General features: G+C 62.5%; 15 protein-coding genes. 9 read left to right on the top strand and 6 right to left on the bottom strand.

The annotated features are described in order from the left end of the window. Positions 1–136: 136 nt before the first annotated feature. From KW568_RS18615 to KW568_RS18605, 3 genes are read right to left on the bottom strand one after another with little or no spacing between them, the layout of a single operon-like run. On the bottom strand, positions 137–1219 hold the full coding sequence (locus tag KW568_RS18615) for a hypothetical protein (RefSeq protein ID WP_003250433.1): 1083 nt from the start codon (positions 1217–1219) through the stop codon (positions 137–139). Positions 1220–1258: 39 nt separating this feature from the next. Next, positions 1259–1885, bottom strand: coding sequence for a LysE family translocator (locus tag KW568_RS18610; RefSeq protein ID WP_003250434.1), 627 nt, complete (start codon positions 1883–1885; stop codon positions 1259–1261). Positions 1886–1887: 2 nt separating this feature from the next. Continuing rightward, positions 1888–2676, bottom strand: a complete 789-nt coding sequence (locus tag KW568_RS18605; protein ID WP_014861807.1) for a YqcI/YcgG family protein — start codon at positions 2674–2676, stop codon at positions 1888–1890. Between the two features lie 160 nt (positions 2677–2836). Between KW568_RS18605 and KW568_RS18600 the strand changes: the two genes are divergently transcribed. After that, positions 2837–3757 (top strand): LysR substrate-binding domain-containing protein, encoded by a 921-nt coding sequence (locus tag KW568_RS18600; RefSeq protein ID WP_003250438.1) that lies wholly within the window; start codon positions 2837–2839, stop codon positions 3755–3757. Here KW568_RS18600 and KW568_RS18595 read toward each other — a convergent pair. Further along, positions 3738–4634, bottom strand: a complete 897-nt coding sequence (locus KW568_RS18595; protein ID WP_004573759.1) for a LysR family transcriptional regulator — start codon at positions 4632–4634, stop codon at positions 3738–3740. The two genes, KW568_RS18600 and KW568_RS18595, sit on opposite strands and share 20 nt — an antisense overlap. Positions 4635–4751: 117 nt before the next feature. Here KW568_RS18595 and KW568_RS18590 point away from each other — a divergent pair, with 117 nt between their 5' ends. The 8 genes from KW568_RS18590 to KW568_RS18555 all read left to right on the top strand — a co-directional run bounded on the left by KW568_RS18590 (position 4752) and on the right by KW568_RS18555 (position 20499). Then, positions 4752–5942 carry an MFS transporter gene (locus KW568_RS18590; RefSeq protein WP_004573758.1) on the top strand — a complete coding sequence of 397 codons (1191 nt, stop codon included), beginning with the start codon at positions 4752–4754 and terminating at the stop codon, positions 5940–5942. A gap of 66 nt (positions 5943–6008) precedes the next feature. Continuing rightward, a complete protein-coding gene (locus tag KW568_RS18585) occupies positions 6009–8369 on the top strand; it encodes a DNA polymerase II (RefSeq protein ID WP_004573757.1) in 2361 nt (786 codons plus the stop codon). A 78-nt stretch (positions 8370–8447) separates the two neighbouring features. Then, entirely contained in the window at positions 8448–12869 is a 4422-nt protein-coding gene (locus KW568_RS18580) for an NEL-type E3 ubiquitin ligase domain-containing protein (protein ID WP_004573756.1), read from the top strand. Positions 12870–12966: 97 nt separating this feature from the next. Next, complete coding sequence (locus KW568_RS18575) at positions 12967–17457, top strand: NEL-type E3 ubiquitin ligase domain-containing protein (protein ID WP_004573754.1); 4491 nt, start codon at positions 12967–12969, stop codon at positions 17455–17457. Between the two features lie 228 nt (positions 17458–17685). Then, positions 17686–18237 (top strand): DUF4174 domain-containing protein, encoded by a 552-nt coding sequence (locus KW568_RS18570; RefSeq protein ID WP_003250449.1) that lies wholly within the window; start codon positions 17686–17688, stop codon positions 18235–18237. A gap of 174 nt (positions 18238–18411) precedes the next feature. Continuing rightward, entirely contained in the window at positions 18412–18903 is a 492-nt protein-coding gene (locus KW568_RS18565) for a hypothetical protein (RefSeq protein WP_003250451.1), read from the top strand. 74 nt (positions 18904–18977) lie between these two features. After that, positions 18978–19811, top strand: coding sequence for a DUF692 domain-containing protein (locus KW568_RS18560; protein ID WP_033725554.1), 834 nt, complete (start codon positions 18978–18980; stop codon positions 19809–19811). After that, entirely contained in the window at positions 19804–20499 is a 696-nt protein-coding gene (locus KW568_RS18555) for a DUF2063 domain-containing protein (RefSeq protein WP_003250455.1), read from the top strand. The genes KW568_RS18560 and KW568_RS18555 overlap by 8 nt, the downstream gene beginning before the upstream one ends. Positions 20500–20532: 33 nt before the next feature. Here the strand turns inward: KW568_RS18555 and KW568_RS18550 are convergent, their stop codons facing one another. Then, positions 20533–21021 carry a DoxX family membrane protein gene (locus tag KW568_RS18550; RefSeq protein WP_003250457.1) on the bottom strand — a complete coding sequence of 163 codons (489 nt, stop codon included), beginning with the start codon at positions 21019–21021 and terminating at the stop codon, positions 20533–20535. A 14-nt stretch (positions 21022–21035) separates the two neighbouring features. Continuing rightward, positions 21036–21653 (bottom strand): ferric reductase-like transmembrane domain-containing protein, encoded by a 618-nt coding sequence (locus tag KW568_RS18545; RefSeq protein ID WP_004573751.1) that lies wholly within the window; start codon positions 21651–21653, stop codon positions 21036–21038. Positions 21654–21708 lie beyond the last annotated feature (55 nt).

The raw sequence follows: 21708 nt of genomic DNA, 5'->3' as shown, positions 1-21708 counted from the left end.
GCAAACCCCATGGGTGGCCAGGTACGGATGGACGGCTTCGGTGTTCATGGCGGTCAAACGTGCGCCTCGGGCAAATCGTAACGACGACGTATTCTAGCCACCCAAGGGGGGTGGCCGAAAGACCACCCGACAACTGTCAGACGAGCTTGATCGGCGTGACCTTGCGCTGGGCATGTTTTTCCTGGGCCAGCCCAAGCTTGGCGGTGATCACCTTGGCCAAGGCATTGTTGCCCAGATCGTTCAGGTGCAGGCGGTCGATGAACAGGTCTGCGCCGAACACGGGCGAGCTGTCGAGCATGCAGTTCATGTCGTAGCAGGGCACCGGGTCGGCCTGGCTTTTGATGCGGCGGAAAAATGCCGAATGCAACTGTCTGTCGAATGCCCCCTCCAGCAACCGGTCGAAGTTGGCCGGTTGTTGCTGCAGCGCGGTCAACATGGCTTGCTCGCCGGCGGGCAGGGTATCCCGACACCAGGGCAGCAGCGGTTGCAGGATGAAGGTGAGCGTGGCGTGGCTGTCTGCCAGCAGACGGTCCCATTGGCGCAAGGTGCGGCCAATGTTGTCGGCGGCACGGGCCAGTCGTTTTTCCGGGGACGACAGTGGCCAGCTGACCGGGGCTGTGACCACGGGAGGGGCCAGCGCCTGGCCGATGCGCCGCCACAGCGACTGCCGACGGGGCGGTGCGCAGGGCTGCATGCCTTCGCTGAAACTGTTGAGAAAGGCCTGGTAGGCCTTGGCGTGCTGCGGGTCGTTGGTGCCTGCGAGGACTTCACACAGGGCTTCGTGGGCCAGGCTGTTGAGGCCACTTAGCACCACCACATGGCCGAGCTGGCCAAGGCGGTGCTGGTGGGTCAGGAACATCATCAATTCCTGGGTGGCGTTCAGCCCGCAGCCGGCCAGGCTCAGCCAGACTTCGCCCGTGAGCATCGACAGGTGCGAGGCCACCGTGTGTTCGTCGGAGCTGGCGCCGATGCCCAGGGCTGTGGAGCCGCCGACCAGCAGGTTGATGCGCGACGCACCACCGTGCTCGGCCGCCGAAAAGCGCTTGCCGGCGCAATGGCTGTAGCGCAAGCCAAGGGCATCGGTGTTGATGGTGCCGGAGCGGTAGCCGGTTTCGTGCACATGCAGGGTATAGGGGGCACGGCGACTGCCCAGCAGGAGAAAACGCTGGTAGTCCTGCTGCAGCGGCGAAGGAGACGGGCGCGTGTCAGTCGTGGTCATGGTCTCTCCTTCGCTTAAGTCGGGTACTTTGCAGCAGATTCAGGCCGCCAGTTCCTTGAGGTTGTACAGCAGGCCGCCGGCGGCGATCAGCAGCAGGGCGACGCCCGACGCCAGGCTGATGATGCGGTTGCTGCGCTGCGAGGCGATCTTGCCGATGGCGAAGATGTACAGGCTGAGCACGGCGAAATCGATGGCCACCCACAGCAGCGACAGCACCACCATGCTCTTGCCGAACGATTCGGTGATCTGAATGAACTGCGGGAAGAAGGCGATGAAGAAAATGATGTCTTTCGGGTTGGAAATGCCCACCATGAAGCCTTGCATCAGCCCACCGCGCCCAGCCTTGGGGGCCTCGCTCGCCGCGTCTGACGCGGGTGCCTGCAGGGCGTCCCTCAACGTGCCCATGGCAATGTAGCCGATGAACAGGCAGCCCAGCAGGCTCATGGTGCTGAGCCATGTTTTGTCGATGGCGGCACTGGTGAGGATGATCCACGCTGCCGCGCCGATCAGCACCAGTGATGCCCAGTTGGTGCCGACGGCGGTGAACATGGCCTTGCGCGAGCCGGAGGCGGCCGCAGTGTTGACGATCAGTGCCACCACCGGGCCGGGAGTGGCGATCAGTAGCAGCACGGTGAGGGCGTAGGTGGCGGTGAGTGCGGTATTCACGGTCAGTTCTCGATCAGTATGTCGGGTGTCGCCTGGTGTGCGGCATGGGCATGGAAGGGGCAGCGTGACGGGTTGAGCGAGCCTGCCTCCTGCAGTTGATACTGCTTCCACTCGTAGTTGTCGGTATCGCCGAAAAAGCCAAGGGTGTCGGGCACAACGCCGTCGTTGTAGTGGTGCACGCGCTCGCGAATCCGTTCGCGGATGCGCTTGCCACTCTCGGTGCTGGCGTTGGCCACTTCGTCGAAGTTCTCCCGCGGGTTGATGACGAAGGTGATGTGCTGGCCCAGATTGCGGCTTTTCATCTGCTGATGGCCTGGGAAGTTCATGTTGATGAACAGCGGCATGCCGGCATAGCAGAATGACCAGCCGGTATCGTCGGGATCGGTCGGGATGCCCTGCGGCCAAGGGTGCGGGTCGCGCGCATGCACGCCGCGCAGTACCTTCCAGGCCAAGGCCTGCTGCTCGGCCAGGCTGCTGCCGGCGGCGGTTTCGAGAAACACCACCAATGGGCTGCCGATGCGCTGCTTGGGTGCGATCGGTGCGACGGTGCGCACATAATTGGCCAGGCCCTGTGCGATATCATCGGCCAGTTGCTCGGCGCGGGCGAAGAGAATGTGGCAGGTTTCGCCGTTTACCGCCTTGCGGCCGAACAGGCAGGGGAATTCGGGGTTGGCGAGAATACTGCGAAAGTGTTCTATGGTTTTGAACGTCCAGTGTTGCATGGTGTGTCCATGTTCAGCGGCGAGCTCCAGCGCATCCAGGCGATAGCAATTTCCATATCCCGTAAACATGATTTCCCCAGGCGTTGATTTAAGTGAACGTTCCAGTCACATGCAGGCAGGATCTTGGTTATGTTTGTTATTTACCGGCATTTTCCGAGACGCTCCTGTCGTTGTAAAACGCGTGGAGTTATGACCTACTATTAGTCTTACTCATGCTCGGGACGCCGCCATGTCGGAACGGATTCAGGCCTTGCACGCGCTGCGTGCCTTCGAGGTGGCCTCTCGCTATGGCTCTTTCACCCGCGCTGCTGAGGAACTGGCCCTGACCCAGGGCGCCGTCAGCCACCACATCAAGACCCTCGAAGCCCTGTTCGGCTGCGACCTGTTCGAACGTCGGGGCCCGAAATTGAGCCTGACCGAGCACGGCCGCCTGCTGGCGCAAGAGCTGAAGGTAGGCTTCAAGATCATCGAAAATGCCTGCGCACTGCTGCGTCAGGATCGCTACGGCCTGCGCCTGAAGGCGCCGTCCACGCTCACGGTGCGCTGGCTGCTGCGGGCGCTTGATGCATTCAAGAAGGTCGAGGACAACTGCAGCGTGCAACTGTCCAGTGTGTGGATGGATATCGACAGCGTGGACTTCTATTCCGAGCCCTACGACTGCGCCATTCTCCTGGCCAGCGGGCGTTTTCCTGCCGATATCGAGAGTTTCAAGCTGTTCGATGAATGGCTGATCCCGGTATGTCATCCGGATTACATGACGCAGGCACAACCGCAACTGTCCGACCTGCCCCGATGCGAGTTCCTGCACCCGTCACCCGACCGGCGTGACTGGCGGCGTTGGCTGGCGCGAATGGACGCGCTGGACATCAGCATCGACCAGGGGCAGGTGTTCGATACCCTCGACCAGGGCATATCGGCCGCCCAGCAAGGCTTGGGCATTTCAGTGGTCGATCTGGTACTGGCCAGCACCGACCTGGCCGCCGGGCGCCTGGTCACGCCTTTCAAGCATGCCGTGGCCACCGGCGACGGTTACTACATGACCTGGCTCAAGGCCAGCCCAAAAGCGCGGCAAATGCACAAGCTGCGTGACTTCCTGCTCGGCCAGGTACCGCCGCTGGCCTACAAGGACATCAACTACCTGTACGGTTGAATACCCGAGCGAGCATGAAGTCGATGAATACCCTTAACTTTGGCGGCATCTGCCGCCCGGACGGCCACAGCAGATAGAAGCTGCCGCGCCGTTCCATGAAGTCGTCGAGGACACTGACCAGTGAGCCATTGCCCAATTCACGACCCACGTTGAAGTCCGGCAGACAGGTAATGCCGCGGTGGTTCAAGGCAAAGCAGACGCGTGTTTCGACGTGGTTGCAGACCATCGAGATGGGGATGTCATAGGCGTGCTCGGGATGCTCCTGGCGCAGCGGCCAGGTTTCCAGCTTGCCGTTGCTGGGGAAGCGATAATGCAGGCAGGTATGCGCTGCCAGGTCGCGTGGGTGCAAGGGTGTGCCGCGTTCGCGCAGGTACTCGGGCGAGGCTACCAGGCGGTGCTGAAAGTGCCCGAGGAATTTGGCGCTGAGCCGGGAATCCACCGGCTGCCCGCCGCGCATCACCACATCGAAGCCTTCACCAACGATATCCACCATGCGGTCGGAGAAGTCCAGGTCCAGTTCAACCTGTGGGTACAGTGCCATGAACTCGGCCAGGGCCGGCATTACCAGCCTGGTCACCTGCGGCATGCTCACCCGCAGGCGCCCGCGCGGCGTTTCGCTGGCCTGCGACAGCTCCTGCTCGGTGGCTTCGATTTCGGCAAGGATGCGCCGGCTGCGTTCGAGGAACATCGTGCCCTCGGCGGTGAGGGTGATGCTGCGTGTGCTGCGGTGGAACAGGCGCACGCCCAGGCGGCTTTCCAGGCGCGCCACGCGCTTGCCCACTGCCGAGGCACTGATCCCCAGTGACTGGCTGGCGGCAACGAAGCTGCGGGTTTCGGCCACCCGATTGAAGACCACGAAGCCGCTGAGGCTGTCCATGTCGCACTCCTGATTGCGGACGCTGATGTCCTGGGTGAGCGGCATTGTAACCGTCTTTTTCCGCAATGGCCTGGTCTTGCAGACTGTTCGCCTCGTCTCTCACTCAAGGCATTTGCAATGTCCCAGACATCTTCCGCACCGGTGCTGGCCGCCAGCAACGAACGTTTGCCCGTTGGCGGGCTGCTGGCGCTGGCCATGACCGGTTTCATCGCCATCCTCAGCGAAACCCTGCCGGCGGGTCTGCTCGACCAGATCGCTGATGGCATGCACATCAGCCAGGCCATGGCTGGGCAATGGGTCACGGCGTATGCCTTGGGCTCGTTACTGACCGCCATCCCGTTGGTGACATTGACCCAAGGCTGGTATCGGCGCCGGGCGCTGTTGCTGGCGATCATCGGCTTCGTGCTGTTCAACGGGCTGACGGCCCTATCGGACTCCAACAGCCTGACCCTGGTGCTGCGCTTTTTCACGGGGGCTGCGGCCGGCCTGGCATGGGGCCTGATCGCTGGCCATGCCCGGCGCATGGTGCCGGTACCGTTGCAGGGCCGGGCCATGGCGCTGGCCATGCTCGGGCAGCCGATTGCCTTGTCGCTCGGCTTGCCGATTGCGACCTGGCTGGGAGCGGGGCTGGGCTGGCGCGCGACGTTCGTGGTCGTCACGCTGGTGGCGTCGCTGCTGGTGGTGTGGGTGTTGCGATCCGTGCCGGACTACCCGGGGCAGGCTGCCGACAAGCGCCCGGCGGCCATGCAGGTATTGCGCACGCCAGGGGTGTTGATCGTACTGCTGGTGATCCTCACCTGGATCCTTGGCCATAACATTCTCTACACCTATATCGTGCCGTTGCTGGCGGCGGCTGGCATGGCTGCGGACATTGGCCCGGTGCTGATGGTGTTTGGTCTGTCGGCGCTGGCCGGGATCGGCCTGGTAGGGCTGCTGGTCGACCGGCACCTGCGCAAGCTGGTGTTGCTGAGCCTGGCCGGTTTTGCCTTGGCCACGCTGGCATTGGGGCAGGCATCGTCGTGGCTTGTGTACCTGAGCATCGCCTTGTGGGGAATGACCTATGGCGGCGCCCCGACCCTGCTGCAGACAGCGTGCGCCGACGCCGCAGGCCCGGGTGGTGATGTGGCGCAGTCGATGCTGGTGACGGTGTGGAACTGCGCCATTGCCCTGGGCGGGATCATTGGCGGATTGCTGCTGGCTGGGGCCGGCGTGGCGTGGTTTGGCGGGGTGGTGCTGGTGTTGATCGCCTTGGCCTGGCTGCTGGCCGTGGCCGGGCGGGGGAGCGGTTTTGTGGCGGGTAGGCGCTAAAACACTCATGCCAGGCACGACACAGGTAGAATAGCGCCATCTACAGACAATCCAGAGGTCGACGCAGTGGAGTTGCAGCAGGGTTTTGTCCTGACCCGGCACTGGCACGATACGCCGGAAGGCACCTGCGTGGAGTTCTGGCTGGCCACCGATGCCGGGCCGCGGCTGTTGCGGCTGGCGGCGCAGGAGTCGGTGGCTTTCATTCCTCAGGCGCAGGCCGAGCACGCCCGTGTGCTGCTGGCCAACGAAACCGGGACGAAGCTCAAGCCACTGCGCCTGAAGGACTTCGAGCATCGCCCGATGCTCGGCCTCTATACCCGCCAGCATCGCCAATTGATGCAACTGGAGCAGCGTCTGCGCACGGCCGGTATCGACGTGTTCGAGGCCGATATCCGCCCGCCGGAGCGTTACCTCATGGAGCGCTTCATCACGGCGCCGGTGCAGTTCACTGGTCAGCCGGATGCGCAGGGCGTTTACCGGGACGCCCAGCTCAAGCCGCAGCCAGGCTATCGCCCGGCGCTGCGCCTGGTGTCGCTGGACATCGAGACCAGCGAGCGTGGCGAGCTGTACAGCATCGCGCTGGAGGGCTGTGGTCAGCGCCAGGTGTACATGCTCGGCCCGGCCAACGGCGATGCCACCGGGCTTGACTTCGACCTGGAGTATTGCGCTGATCGCGCCGCCTTGATTACCCGGCTCAACCAGTGGATGGCCAGGCATGACCCGGACGCGATCATTGGCTGGAACCTGGTGCAGTTCGACCTGCGCCTGCTGCATGAGCATGCCAAGTCGTTGCAGGTGCCACTGACGCTGGGGCGCAACGGTGCGGTCATGACCCTGCGCAGCCATGCCGGTGGCGGCCATGTCTTCGCCGATGCGCCGGGGCGGCTGCTGATCGATGGCATCGAGGCGTTGCGTTCGGCCACCTGGAGCTTTGCCTCGTTCAGCCTGGAGAACGTTGCCCAGACCCTGCTGGGTGAAGGCAAGGCCATCGACACACCGTACCAACGCATGGACGAAATCAATCGCCGCTTCGCCGAAGACAAACCGGCCCTGGCGCGCTACAACCTGAAGGACTGTGAACTGGTCACGCGCATTTTCGCCCATACCCGGCTGCTCGACTTCCTGCTCGAACGTGCCTCGGTGACGGGATTGGCCGTAGACCGCAGCGGTGGGTCGGTAGCTGCGTTCTGTCACTTGTACATTCCACAGATGCACCGCCTTGGCTTTGTCGCGCCCAGCCTTGGCAGCCGCCCTGACGAAGCCAGCCCCGGCGGGTTTGTCATGGATTCGCGGCCAGGGCTTTACGACTCGGTGCTGGTGCTGGACTACAAGAGCCTGTACCCATCGATCATCCGTACCTTTCTCATCGACCCGGTCGGGCTGATTGAAGGCCTGCGTCTGCCTGACGACGCACATTCGGTCGAGGGTTTTCGCGGTGGGCGTTTTTCACGCACACAGCACTGCCTGCCAGCCATCGTCGAACGGGTGTGGCAGGGCAGGGAAGCGGCCAAGCGCGAGGGCAATGCGCCGCTGTCACAGGCCTTGAAAATCATCATGAATGCCTTTTATGGCGTGCTTGGCTCCAGCGGTTGCCGTTTCTTCGACCCGCGCCTGGCGTCGTCGATCACCATGCGCGGCCACCAGATCATGCGCCAGACCAGGTCCCTGATCGAGGCGTGTGGCTACGATGTAATCTACGGTGACACCGACTCCACCTTTGTCTGGCTCAAGGGTGCCCACGCCGAGGCAGACGCGGCGCGCATCGGCCGCGAGCTGGTGGCAAAGGTCAACCAATGGTGGCAAGCCCATCTGCACGAGACCATGAACCTGCAGAGCGCCCTCGAGCTGCAGTTCGAGGTGCATTACCGACGCTTCCTGATGCCCACCATCCGCGGTACCGATGAAGGCAGCAAAAAGCGCTATGCCGGCCTGGTGCAGCGGGCCGACGGTGCTGAAGAAATGGTTTACAAGGGCCTGGAATCGGTGCGCACCGACTGGTCACCGCTGGCCCGGCAGTTCCAGCAGGAACTCTACGGCCGAGTGTTCCGCAGCGAGCCCTACCGTGATTATGTCCGCGAGTACGTGCGGCGAACGTTGGCGGGCGAGCAGGACGAACTGCTGGTTTATCGCAAGCGCCTGCGTCGCCCGCTGGCCGATTACCAGCGCAACGTGCCGCCGCATGTGCGTGCCGCACGCCTTGCCGACGACTACAACAAGCGTCTGCAGCGCCCTCTTCAGTACCAGCGTGGGGGCTGGATCAGTTATGTGATCACCACCGCCGGCCCTGAGCCGCTGGAAAACCTGCAGGCACCGATCGATTACGATCACTACATCAGCCGTCAGCTACTGCCGGTGGCCGACGCCATCCTGCCCTTTGTCGGCGATGATTTCGCGCGCCTTGCCGACCATCAGTTACTGCTGTTCTGAACAGGTGGTAGATAGCTAGGCGTCAGCCTGACGCTACAGTCTTCAGACTCGGTCCTCCATGTCGTCGCGGAGGCAGAGATGCAGAACAATAGCCGTCAACCATCGGCTGCGGTCGATACCCTTGCCATGGCACAAGCATGCCAGGATCACTACATTGCACAGCGGCTGCCGGCCTGGATGAAGCGGCTGAGCATGGCCGAATTCACCTTGCTGAACGAGGCGCTGCCTGAACTGCTGGCCTGCCGCGCAGGCTTGGTGTCATCGCTGGCGCGGCTACGCAACCTGAATGCATTTACCCAGCCCTTGCTGCAGCAAGCGCTCGGTGCCCACGGCGACCTTGACGTCGATCGCCTGTCCTTTCGCCAGTGGTACACCTTTACCTCGCCCACGATCCATTATGTAACCAGTCGGCTTCCGGTTGTCGGCAGCGATTACTACGACATCCCTCTGCTCGAGGCCGCTTTGAGCAATTTCACCGCAGAACAGCAGCGCGACCAGCCACAGGGTAATTGCCTGGTCGATGTGCGCGGCGCAAGGCGTAGTGAGCTGTCTGCACCGAGCTTCGCCAGGCTGTGTCGAGCGCTGGATCTTGGGCAGAAATACCAGGCGCATCTGGATTCGGTACTTCAGCCCGAAGTCAGGGGATTGCTGACGCGACGGCAACGCTACAGCATGCTGGTGGATGCCCTGCAGGCCAGGGCGCAGGGCGTATTGAGCGCAGACGAACTGCAGTGGGTGGTGGCGCTCTGCACCAAGGACACGCTCGGCAAGCTCGAAGGCGCCTCGGTTCGCGTGCGGCAGTTGGCGGTGTTCGGTTGCCGCTTGCAGCAGATCGTCGTGCTGGACGTGATCGACGCGGGCTTGTTGTTCAACACCAGCAAGCGCGTGTTGGTCTATGTACCGGGTGACCCGCACGGCCCCTGGAGCGTGCGCAGCGACCTGGAAGATTATGCCCGCCGGGTGCTTGGCAAACGCCTGCGCGAAGATGACTACCGGCGCTTCTTCAACCGCTTCGTGCGCCGACGCGATAGCCAGCGATTCTTCTCGGCCGTCAGTGAGCGCCTCGATGACGTGCCCGGCTGGGCAACCCGCGACCTCGATGAGCAGACCTTTGCCTATCGCCTGCCACTGTTCGAACACCTTGCTGACGACTGGATTGCGCGGATCAAGGACGATGCTGCGGTGATCGCCCCGCCCGTAGCCTTGCTTGATCGCGAGGTCCAGGCCGAACACGCCCGCCGTTTGCGTGCTGAAGGCTGGACTCTGTTGGGTGTTGCAGGGTTTTTCGTTCCGGGCATCGGCGCGGTGTTGTTGGGGGTGATGGCCTGGGAACTGCTTGAGCAGACGTTCCAGGCTGTAGGGGATTGGCAGGACAACGAACGCAATGCGGCACTGGCGCACCTGCTGAAGGTTGGCAAAGGGCTGCTGGCGGTGGGGGCAACCGTTGCCGTCGTCGCCACGGCTCGACGCGCCTGGACCGAGGTGGACAACCTGGTACCGGCGCAGCTGGAAAACGGTGAGGAAAAGCTGTGGAACGCAGACCTCAGCCCCTATCGCTGCGAAAGCCCGTCAGACACGGCGGTGCTGGACATGGAGGGTGTGCACCGTGTTGGCGAGCGCCGCTGGATCAGCATGGACGGCCACTGGTATGAGGTGACCTGGCACAATGATGATGAACAGTGGCAATTGCTCCCTTACCAGGGCTATGCGCCGCCGCTCCGTCACAATGGGGCCGGCGCGTGGCGGCTGTGGTGCGAACAGCCCGCCGAGTGGGGCGACACACGCCAGTTGTTCCGCCGCCTGGGCGGGCCATTCAGCGACCTTGACGATGCGCAGATCGACCAGTCGCTGGCGATCCATGGCCTCGATGATCAGCACCTTCGGGCATGGCATGTGTATGGCCTTGCGCCGGAAGCAGCGCTGGTCGACACCGTCGCACGCGTGCGGCTCGCCGGCAGGATTGGGACGTTGATCAACCACTTGCGCGAGGGAGGGGTAACGGCAGACCCGCTACTGCTGGAGCAGGTCATGCGCCTTCCACAGGCCGCCGGCAAGGACGGAGCAGCGTTGGCCGATGTGGCTTGGGCCGGGCGACGAGCACTGCTGCAGGCGGTGTACGAAGAGCAGAATCCCGACACGGAAACGGGCCGTCTCTTACGGCAGAATTTTGCCAGCCTGCACCGCCTGGCTGCGGATGAGGTGCTACGCGATGCCAGCGAGGATGACCTGCAGCTTTTGCGTGAGACGGGGCGCGTGCCGTTGCCGATGGCCGAGGCAGCAAGGTTGCAGGTTGCGCGAATTCGAATGGCGCGGGTGTATGAGGCGCTGAGCATCGATACGCCGCAAAACCTCGACCTGGCGCGTGTGGTACTTAATCTGCTGGTGCATGTGCCGGGGGCTGGCGGGCCCGGGTGGCGATTGTACGACGGTGATGCCAGCGAGCCGTTATTGACGGTCGAGGGATCGGGGCAGACGTTTGACTTGCTTCATCATCATGGGCTGTTCCGCCTGCGTACCCGAACGCACACGGTTGCCGGTGAGAGGGGGGAGTTGTTCGAGACCTTGGCCGCAGCCTATGACGACGCATCGCAAGTGGCCATCGGCCAAGGCCGGTCGTTTGTGCCTGCGCTGCGCCAGGCGCTGACCGACGTTGCTATCGAGCAACGCCAGACCGTGGTGAGTCTGCTCAGGTTGGAACAGCCGACCGGCTCGTTTCTCCCGCCGCAACGTCTGGCGGATGGCAGGGTTGGCTACCCTTTGGCGGGCGGCAGGTTCTGGGGGGCGCTGGGGCGGAACAGGCCCAGGGCGCTTCAGGCTCGGCTGCGTGATCTGTACCCAGCTTTCAGTGACGAGCAGATCGGGCACTGGCTCGCATCAGGCGACGCGCAGGCCAGGTTACATAGGCTGGAACAGCAATACGGGGTGCTCAAGAGGCACTTGACCCAGTGGGCACGCAGTGCCTTGCTGTCACCAGAACTGGCCGCCCGGCGTGAATTCAGAAAGGGGTTGATCAACTGCTGGCGCTGTCTTGTGCCGGAACTGCAAGGGCAAGCGGCACTGGACGATGGGCGCTTCATGCTGACCCAGACCATCAGCCGCTTGGGCCACCTGCCGGCCCTGCCCGCGCAAGTGGGCTTTCCCCACGTTTCGATCCTGGCCTTGCGCGCCATGCGCGTGGAGCACGTTCCGGATGAGTTTCTGCGGGCGTTTCCCAACTTGCGCAACCTGGAAATCACCCATTGCCGACTCCGGCGTTTGCCATTGCCTCTGATGCTTGTCCAGAAGCTGGAGGTGCTCGACTTGTCTGGTAACCAGATCGCCCTCGACCAAGGCCAGGCGTTGGTCCTGGCAGATTGCCGATCCCTGGTGTACCTGAACCTTTCGGACAACCCGTTGCGCAGGGCATTTTCCGTCCAGGCAATGACCGAGCTGAATGCCCTCTACCTGTCGAACACCCAGTTGCCCGAGTGCCCCTACGGGCTGATGGACGCGCCAGAACTGCACACCCTGAACCTCAGCGACAACCGTATTTCTGAACTGCCCGAGGGTTTTCATCAGTCGCAGCTGTGGCGCTTGGGCAGGGTCGAGCTTTCCGGCAATCGGTTGGGGGGCGCGCAGGATGGGTTATCAAACTGGCATTTGCTTGAGGCCAGTCGCGTGCCTTACCGGTTGCGCATTCTGGATGCGCTGCCTGTCGAACGTCGAGATGAAATGGCTGCACTGTGGGCCTATCTGGAGGCCGAGGAGCAATCGGAAGCGTTCTTCAATACCCTGTCGATGCTGACAGAATCGGGCGCCTTCAGTTTCTCATCGACTGCATCCGCGCTCGCGGCCCGCATGTTCGACATGTTCCAGGCGATGTCTGAGCATGATGCCCTCAGGCAGGAGCTGTTCGAGCACGCTGCGGCGACCGGTTGCCAGGATAACGCCACCGCGCGTTTCGCCAACCTGGAACTGCGAGTGATGATATGGCGCACGAGGCACAGCGGATCTGCCCGGCCTGAACGGGCCTTGCTGAAGCTCGGTGCCCGGATGTGGCGGTTGGCGGTGCTTGAGCAAATTGCCGCTGAACATGCTCATCGGGTGGGGGCGAGCGCTGAATCGATCGAATTCGCCTTGGCCTATCGAATCGGCTTGCGCAAGTCTCTGGACTTGCCTGGCCAACCCGATGAAATGCTCTATGCAGGTATCCCTGCCTTGAGTAGCCAGGACCTTCTTCTGGCCCGTGAAAGGGTTCTGGCGCGACAGACCCGGGAGGGCATTGCTGATTACCTGTCACGCCAGTGGTTCTGGCAGGATTACTTGCGCAAGGCCTGCGCGGTTCGCTTGCAAGTGCCCCAATCCATGCACGCTGAGCTGGAACGGCTGATGGCGCTGGGGAATCGGGACGAGGAAATCGCGCGGCTGCAGATCCGCAATCAGCAACGCGAGCATGCGGTGTTGCTGCAGTTGACGCTGGAGGCGCTGGACCGGAACACGGTGCAGCGTCCGCTCAGCTAGCGGGTTGGCGGTTGTCTGAACGCAGGCATTAGCTATATAGCGCCTGGCGGGGAGCAGGCAACTTAGTCTGGCCTCTTTTCATGAAGAGGCCCCCGCTATGGACACCACTTTGCCGTCAGATGCACAGGCCGCCATCGACGCGTTCCAGGACGGCATCATCGGCAGGCGCCTGCCACCCTGGTTGCGTCATGCACCCGCTGAGCAACTGCCTGAGATCGGCAGGGCATTGTCAAACAGCCTTCGCTGCTGTGAGCAAGTGAACACGGTGCTGCGAGGCATCGAAGGCCTCGACAGTTTCGTCGCATCAGCCCTGGGAAAGGCCCTCGACGAGCGTTACGGGCTTGGCCGTAACCCGCACGTGCTCAGGTTCCTGGAGGGCCGCCGGGAAGCTGTGATCAACAGTCAGCCGGTGGGCGCGCACCTGACTACCGTGGTCTATGAAGAAAAGCCGCTGCTCGAAGTGGCATTGCGCAACTTCACGGACGCGCAGGCGCAGGAAGGTGGCCAGCCGCGCGGTAACCGCCTGCTGCTTCCACGCCACGGCACGGTCAAACCCCCTACGAGCATCGAGTTTGCCGGACTGTGTCGTGAGCTGGACCTGGGTGAGCGCTATCAACGTCATCTGGATGCCATCCTCACGCCCTCTGGCAGTGCCGAGCGCCTGGTATCGCAGCTTGTAGATGCCACGCGCTACACCATGCTTGTGGACGCCTACAAAGCCAGGCAAGAGGGAACGCTGGATGCCAGCGAACTCAATGTGATGGTGGCTGTGTGCGAGAAGGGACAACTGCCGCGCTTGGCGGGCGACCTTGTGCAGGCCAGGCAACTGAAATTGCTGGGTTGCCAGATTGAGCAGGTGACCGTGTTCGTAGTGGTTGAGCAGGGCGTTTTGTTCAACACGACGCGTCGGGTGTTGCTTTACGTGCCTGGAGACCCTTTTTCGCCCTGGCGCGCGTTCGAGAGCCTCGACAAACTTAATCGCGAACTGGGCCGTTGCTTGCGAGACAAGGCTTACCAGCGTTTTTTCAGCCGCTTCGTGCTGCGGCGCGACAGCCAGGCTTTTTTCGCCCAGGTCGCGGAGCGCTTCGATGACCTGCCGGGCTGGGCTTTTCGTGATCTCGAACCGCGCTTGCAGGCTTACCCGCAGCCGTTGTTCATCAGCCTGGCACAGGCACGTATCCACCAGATCAAGGACGATGCGGCGATGATCGCGGTGCCTGTGGCCAGACTGGATCGTGAGGTTCAGCGCCAGCATGACCTGCGCCTTGCAGCCGAAGGATGGGCGCTGCTCAACCTGGCCAGTTTCTTTGTGCCCGGGGTTGGCCTGGCGCTGCTGGCCGTGACGGCCTGCGAACTGCTGGGTGAGGTCTACCATGGCGCCGAGGCCTGGCAGCAAGGCGATCGTCAGGAGGCGCTCGACCATTTGACCCACGTGGCGACAGACCTTGCCGTGCTGGCGACCACAGTCGCCGGGGTGGGTGTCGCTCGACGGGTTTGGGCACGCTCTGCGAAGGTCGATGCCATGGTGCCGGCCCGGCTGGAGGACGGCACTGAGAAACTTTGGCAACACGACTTGACCCTGTTTCAAAGCCAGGCCCCCGTTGCGGCCTCGAGCCGGGATGCCTTGGGTATTCGGCGTCAGGACGGGCGGGCCTGGATCGAAATGGACGGGCATCACTATCGCGTGGCAGAGGCGGGTGATGATCAATGGCAGTTGTATCCGGTCGACGGCCACGGGCCGTTGCTGCGCCACAATGGCGCAGGTGCCTGGCGTTTGTGGAGCGAGCAACCGGCTCGGTGGACCGACAAATACCGCATGTTCCGGCGTTTGGGCGAACCCTTCAATAGGCTGAATGACGAACAGATCGATGAGGTTCTGCTGTTCCATGGCCTTGATGGCGACGACCTGCGTGGCCTGCATGTACACGCCCAGGCACCGAGCCCCGGGATGATCGACAGTGTGGAGCGGGTCAGGCTTGATCAACGCATCCGCAGCATGATTGGCCGTCTGCGCAGCGGCGAGCCGGTAGCAGATACAACAGTGCTCGATCACGCTCGGCGCCTGCCAGGCGCGAGTGGCCTGACAGATCAGGCACTGGCCGCGTTGGCATGGACACAGCGCCGAACACTGCTGCAGCACCTTTTCGAAGCCTTGCAGCCCAGCGACACCGCTGGCAGCGCGGCGTTGCGCCGGGTGTTCCCGGGGCTGAGCGCGCGCACTGCGCAAGCACTGGTACAGGCCGCCAGCAGCATTGATCGCACGCGGCTGCTGTCCAGCGGCAGGGTTGCACTGGGGCTCGCCGAAGCGGCAAGGGGCAGTGTGCTGGCTACCCGCCAGGCTCGGGTATTTGAAGCGTTGTACCTTGATACCCCGCAGCATGCAGACCTGGCACGGGTGGCCTTGGGCTTGTTGCGGTATCTACCCGGAGGTGAAGGTGTGTGCTGGCGCCTGTACGAAGGTTGCCTGGGCGGGCCGATGCTGGCGAAGACCGAGCAAGGGCAGCGGGCGTTCGATCTGGTGCACGTGAACGGTACGTTTCAACTGCATGGCAGCCAGGGCACGGCGCTGGGTGAGGCAGGTGAGTTGTTTGACGTCATGGCGCCAGCCTATACCGAAGCGCAGAGGGCGGCGATGGGGATCGGCGATCCATTTACGCACAACCTCAGGGTGATACTGGCGCGCGAAGCGGCACGCCATCGTGATGAGATCAGTCGTTTGCTTGGCGCGGTACGCCCAGGTGCTGTCCGAGGGCCCATGCGCTTGGCCGATGGACGTATTGGCTACCCACTGGGTGGTGGCGGAGTAGGTGGGTTCGCATCAAGGGGGAGTGCCCTGAGGGCAACGCTGCGCGATCTCTTTCCGTGGTTGAGTGATGAGCAGGTCGAGACCTTCGCCGATGACGCCAGGCGTTCAGGGCAGCAGATTGAACACGTACTGACTGACCTTCGCAATGAGTTCGCCATCCTGCGCATCACACTGAATACCTGGGTGGCACGAGGGCAGGGCGATGTCAGGGAAGATCGAGAGGCTTTACGCCAGACGTTGTTCAACTGTTGGCGGCGGTCGGTGGGCGTGGGGGAACTGCAGATCAATGCACAGGAAAACCTCCACGTCATGTTCTGCAATTTCAGATCGAGCGGCTTGCCCAACATACCCCCACAGGTCAGCTTCAGAGGTGTGACCAGCCTGTCGCTGCTGCACCTTGACCTTCTGGAGGTGCCCAGCAGCCTATTGCTGGCTTTCCCTAACCTGCTAACCCTCGATCTGGGAGGGAACCTGTTGACGCGCCTTCCGCAGCCGTTGCTGCAGATACCGCAGTTGCGGCATCTGAGCCTGACCAACAACCGGATCGTCCTGAACACTGCACAAACCGCCACATTGGCCAGTTGCACGAGCCTGCAGTCTCTCGACCTGTCCCACAACCCCCTGGGGAGCCGGTTCACGTTGGCGGGTTTGGCTGAGTTGCGTTGGCTGAACTTGCGCGACACACAGATCTCGCAGTTTCCACTGGGCGTGTTCGACAACGCTCAGTTGGTATCCGTTGACTTGCGGGATAACCGGATCAGGCACATTCCAGAGGGTTTCTACCAGTTGCCCGTGTGGCATCGGCGGCGGTTTCGCTTGAATGCGAACCCCTTGGGCGAGGCCCAGACGTTACGCTTGCAGGCTTCGTTGAGCAGCGTCGATCCGGCCCTCGACGAGGAGCAAGTGCTTCTGCGCCTGCAGCACGCGCGTGAAGTCTGGGGGGATGCCGTGGCCCCGGAGCATCGCGGCTTGATGCTTGCTGCCTGGGACTCGCTGGATGCAGGGCAGGACGCCGAGCGTTTTTTCCGTGTGCTTCGCCAGTTGTTGCTGTCCGAAGACTTTCGTGTCAACGCGCGTGCACTGGGCAATCGGGTAATGGCGGTATTGCAAGCGATGGCCATTACGCCAGAGCTGCGGCAGAACTTGCTGTCAGTGGCCAATGATGAGTGGGGGTGCCAGGACGGTGCAACCTGGTGCTTGAGCAACCTTGAACTGAATTTGCTGGTTTGGCAGGTTGAGCACGCGGCTCAGGGAGAAAGCGAACGCGCTTTGCTAGACCTGGGCAGACGTTTTTGGCGCCAGGATGCAGTCGACATGTTCGCTACCCGATGGGCGCTACAGCATGGCAGGACGCTGGAAGGAAGCGAGGTGGGGTTGGCTTTCAGGATCGGGCTGAGGGAGCGTCTCGACCTGCCATTGCAGGTGGGAGAAATGAGCTTTCTTGCGATCTCTGGCGTCCTGGAGGCGGACCTTGCAGAGGCAGAGGCTGCGGTGCGGGATGCAGAGACACCGGAAGAGATTGCCCGCTCCATGGTTGACCGTGAATTTTGGCAGGCGCACCTGGAGCGTTCCCATCCTGAGCGATTCGCTGCGGTCGACCTGCCGTTCAGAAGGCAGCTTGAAACCGTGCTTGACGACGAAGCGCTGAGCGAAGGGGCCAGGATCGACCAGGCGGATGCCATTCGTGATGCTCAGCGCGCTGCACGCAGAGGACTGATGCTGGATATGACGATTCAAGCGATGGAAATGGGACCCAAGGGGCCCTCGATCGATGTACGTTGACATGCGCTCAGGGTAAGGGCTTGCCCGGCCCTGCCAAAGCGGCTTTGGGCTATGCTCAGTCAAGCTGAATGTGGTTTGTACCAGCGCCGTAGTCTTGGCTTCAGGTGGCTCGGAAATCGACAGTTACTTTTACACACCCCGTTCTGGAATGAAGTGGTTTAGGCTCCCTGTCGGATTTTTCTCCGTGATCTGTAGTCATTGGTTTATCGAGACAATAAGGAGATACGCATGCTTGTCCGGTCACTGACCCTCGCAACCTTGCTTGCTGTTGCCGGCCCCCTGTTTGCCGCAGACAGTGATGCGCCTCTAGCCAAGGAACTGGGCAAGGCCAGACCATTGGTGGTTATCGCTCCCAGCAGTGCCGACCCAACGTTGCGAGGGCTGAACAAAGCGCTCGAGGACCCGGCCACCCAGGCAGCGTTCAAGGAGCGCAACCTTGTCCTGTACAGCGTCGCCAACATGATGGGCAAGCGAGAGGACAAGAACCTCGAGCAGCAGACCACAATGGCCCTGATTCGGGAACTGAAGCTGGGTGCGAGCAAGGGTACCAAGGTGATCCTGGTGGGCAAGGACGGTGAGCGGCACATGCTCAAGGACGACGACACCGGCGAGGCCATCGACCCACAGGTGATCCTCAAAGCGGTCGATGAACTGCCTGCCAGCGAAAAGGCGGTGGCGGCGCCCGAGCCCGTAGCGGCGGCCCCGCAAGCCAAGGACAAGGACAGCAAGCCGGCCAAGCCCGCCAAGCCAGCGGCCCCGCCCAAACCGCTGGAAGACTGATCACGCCTGATGGCCCCAAGGCAACTTGGGGCCCGTTGCCGGGTGGTGTGTATCGCACTGTATCTGCCTGTGCTGCAGACCTACTGCCATACAAAAGTGCGCCTGGCACGATACATCCACGACAAACCGCAACGGCCTAATGGCTCCACTTTCCAACCCCAGTGGAGCTGCATCATGACTCAAGCAAAAAACACCCTCGGCCTGCTCGGCGCCGCCCTGATCGGCAGCATGGCATTGAGCAACAGTGCGTTCGCCGTCGAGCCGCTGGCTCAAGGTTACCAACTGGCCTCGGCCAAAGTGGCCGGCGAGGGCAAGTGTGGTGAGGGCAAGTGCGGGGGGAGCGGCAAGGCTTCCCAGAGCGAAGGCAAGTGCGGTGAGGGTAAGTGCGGCGCCGGCGCCAAGGCTGGGGCTGAGGGCAAGTGTGGTGAAGGCAAGTGCGGTGACGCCTCGTTCGCCAAAACCGACAGCAATCACGATGGCAAGGTCTCGCGCGATGAGTTTCTGGCGGTGGCCAAGGACCGTGCCCGTGATTTCGACACGATCGACCGCAACCATGACGGTTTCATCTCCGAGCAGGAAGCGGCCGATCACCTCAAGGCGATTTATCAGGCCAATGGCAAAGCCATGCCTGATGGCTTGTTCAGCCACCTGACCGGCAAGCCCTGACGTTCTACCCCATGAAACGCCACAACGCTCCTCCTGCTGGCCAGGTGGGGCGTTGTGCTTGTTGGAGAACTTTTATGTGTCCTGCGATGTTGAACATCGGGCTAGGCTTGCGTCGCGGCCTGTTGCCGGAACTGCTGGCCATGGAGGCGGGTGCAGTGGACTTTCTCGAGTGTGCGCCGGAAAACTGGATTGCCGTGGGTGGCGCCTATGGCAAGGGCTTGGCCCAGTTGGCGGAGCGCTTTGCTGTCACCTGTCATGGGTTGTCTTTATCGCTGGGTGGCAGTGCCCCGCTGGACCGCCATTTCCTTGAGCAGACCCGGCAGTTTCTCGAGCGATACCAGGTGCGACTGTACAGCGAGCACCTGAGCTACTGCAGTGATGACGGGCACCTGTACGACCTGATGCCCATCCCGTTCACCGATGAAGCCGTACGCCATGTGGCCGCGCGCATACGCCAGGCTCAGGAGCAGCTGGAGCGGCGCATTGCCGTGGAGAACATCAGCTACTACGCCGCGCCGTATCAGGCGATGAGCGAACTCGACTTCATCCAGGCGGTGCTCGAAGAAGCGGATTGTGACCTGCTGCTGGACGTCAACAATGTCTATGTCAACGCCTGCAACCATGGCTACGACGCCCAGCAATTCCTTGCAGGCTTGCCCCCGGCGCGCGTGACCGGGATGCACGTTGCCGGGCATTACGATGAAGCGCCTGACCTCAAAGTGGATACCCACGGGGCGGCCGTGAAGGAGGATGTCTGGACGCTGTACGCCAGCGCTTGCGTGCGCTTTGGCGTAAAGCCGACGGTGCTTGAACGTGATTTCAACTACCCGCCCTTGGCCGAACTGTTGGCCGAGACGGCGCGTATGCGTGCTGTGCAATGCGCTGCCGGAGGGCAAGCAGATGAATGAGACCCTGCGTGCGCAGCAGTATGCCTTGGCCCGTCACCTGCGCGACCCACAGCGCCATGCCCCGCCGCCCGGCGTCGAGGCCCGCCGCCTGAAGGTTTACCGTGAGTTGTTCTATGGCGCCATCGAAGGGTTGCTGGCTGGCAGCTTCCCGGTCATGCGCCAGGCGTTGGGCGAGCAGCGCTGGCATGCCCGAGTACGTGATTTCTACGCCAGTTACCGTTGCCAGACGCCGTTGTTTACCGAAATTGCCGAGACGTTCGTCGACTACTTGCAACGTGTGGCGCTGGACACCCCTTGGCAGCTGGAGCTGGCGCACTATGAGTGGGTCGAGGCGCAACTGTACCTGAGCGATGCCGAGGACCCGGCGCATGACCCGGGTGGTGACCTGCTGGCTGGAGCGCCGTTGTTGTCTTGTGTGGCGCGGGTGCTGGCCTATCGTTGGCCGGTAGAAAGCATTGGCGTGGACTACCAGCCAACGGCTGCCCCAGCATCGCCGAGCTTGCTGCTGGTTTATCGCGATGCCCGGTTGCAGGTGCGTTTTGCCCGGTTGGCACCTATGGCGTATCGGTTGCTGGTGGAGCAGGGAACTGGAAGAGAGCGGCTGCAGGCATTGGGCGGGGATGTGCAGCAAGGGTTGGCATTGTTGGAGGCATTGCGCGAGCAGGGCGTCATTGTCGGAACCGTTTGAAGGCATTGGGGGCTGCGCAGCAGCCCCCAACCCTCATCTGCCGAACCGCATGCCAAGCCAATGATCGAGGCTAAGGCGCCCGGCGCCCTTGAGCAGCAGGGGTAGCAACGCCACCAGGTAGATCAATGGCAATTTGTAATTGCCGAAGCCCTGGTCGGTAATGGTATAGCCTTGGGCCAGCTCCGCCAGGCCCGACCAGTGCGCCGGCCAGTGCACTGCCGCTATCGCTACAACGGTGACCACCATCAAACCCAACGATGCCAGCCGGGTACCCAGGCCCAACAGCAGCAGCAACGGCAGCACCAACTCGGCCCACATCGACAGCTGCCAGTTCAGCTCCGCGGGCAGCAGGTTGAAGGGGAACGGGAAGTTGGACTGCAGGTCGGCGAACCAGTTGCTGCCGTTGAATTTCTCCAGGCCGGATTCGAAAAACTCCCAGGCCAAAAATACCCGTAATGGCACGTCGGCACTCCAGCTGCCGAGGCGATCAACGGTGGTCAGGGTACGGGTCAAGGTCGTCATTTGCGGTGCTCTCTTCAGGCAAGGGCGCGGGTGCTGCGGCGTTGTTTACGGGCCACTTTGGCGGTGAGCTTGACGGCGATGGCGCTGAACATCAGGGCGAACGCCAGCGGGTACCACCCGCCCATGGGGATGCGTTTGTAGAACGACAGGCAGAACACGGCAGCCAGTACCCACATGCCGCTGCTGTGCAGCGCTTGCCAGGCACGGCCGCCCAACAGCCGCATGGGGGGCTTGAACGAGGTGGCGGTGAGCAGCAGCACGAACAGGTAGCCGACTGTGCCGGGCAGGCTGGAAGTCAGTGTGCGGCCGGCCCAGAACAGCTCGGGAAATTGCTGGGCGTAGCGATAAATCAGCACGCCGTGCACGGTGTGGGAGAACGCGAATGCCAACCCCAGGTAGCGTCGCTCCTGAAGGATGCGGCGGCTTGATGTGCCAGGCAGCAAGGTCACCAGCGACGAGGCCAGGAACGCCAGCAGGAACAGTGCGAACGAGCTGCGTGCGGTGGCACGAATGGCACTGCGCAAGCCGTCCGGGTCAGGTTGGCTGGCCAGGACTACGGCAGTCATCGCCAAGGTCAGGCCGGCGAGGGCGGCGAACAGCTTCCAGCCGGAGGGCAAGGTGAGGGCTTTCATCAGGGACTCCCGGGGTGTGGTTGTGTGACCGGGAGTGTCTCGAGGCGGGGTATCT

The organism is Pseudomonas sp. HD6515 (assembly GCF_024971855.1).
In the GTDB taxonomy this organism is placed as follows: domain Bacteria; phylum Pseudomonadota; class Gammaproteobacteria; order Pseudomonadales; family Pseudomonadaceae; genus Aquipseudomonas; species Aquipseudomonas alloputida.
This window is presented reverse-complemented; position numbering and strand designations above follow the sequence as displayed.

Coding starts and splice junctions, on each gene's coding strand:
- KW568_RS18565 (WP_003250451.1), top strand. CDS start 18,412: ATGACTCAAGCAAAAAACACCCTCGGCCTGCTCGGCGCCGCCCTGATC.
- KW568_RS18605 (WP_014861807.1), bottom strand. CDS start 2,676: ATGTTTACGGGATATGGAAATTGCTATCGCCTGGATGCGCTGGAGCTC.
- KW568_RS18595 (WP_004573759.1), bottom strand. CDS start 4,634: ATGGACAGCCTCAGCGGCTTCGTGGTCTTCAATCGGGTGGCCGAAACC.
- KW568_RS18590 (WP_004573758.1), top strand. CDS start 4,752: ATGTCCCAGACATCTTCCGCACCGGTGCTGGCCGCCAGCAACGAACGT.
- KW568_RS18615 (WP_003250433.1), bottom strand. CDS start 1,219: ATGACCACGACTGACACGCGCCCGTCTCCTTCGCCGCTGCAGCAGGAC.
- KW568_RS18560 (WP_033725554.1), top strand. CDS start 18,978: ATGTGTCCTGCGATGTTGAACATCGGGCTAGGCTTGCGTCGCGGCCTG.
- KW568_RS18570 (WP_003250449.1), top strand. CDS start 17,686: ATGCTTGTCCGGTCACTGACCCTCGCAACCTTGCTTGCTGTTGCCGGC.
- KW568_RS18580 (WP_004573756.1), top strand. CDS start 8,448: ATGCAGAACAATAGCCGTCAACCATCGGCTGCGGTCGATACCCTTGCC.
- KW568_RS18550 (WP_003250457.1), bottom strand. CDS start 21,021: ATGACGACCTTGACCCGTACCCTGACCACCGTTGATCGCCTCGGCAGC.
- KW568_RS18575 (WP_004573754.1), top strand. CDS start 12,967: ATGGACACCACTTTGCCGTCAGATGCACAGGCCGCCATCGACGCGTTC.
- KW568_RS18555 (WP_003250455.1), top strand. CDS start 19,804: ATGAATGAGACCCTGCGTGCGCAGCAGTATGCCTTGGCCCGTCACCTG.
- KW568_RS18600 (WP_003250438.1), top strand. CDS start 2,837: ATGTCGGAACGGATTCAGGCCTTGCACGCGCTGCGTGCCTTCGAGGTG.
- KW568_RS18545 (WP_004573751.1), bottom strand. CDS start 21,653: ATGAAAGCCCTCACCTTGCCCTCCGGCTGGAAGCTGTTCGCCGCCCTC.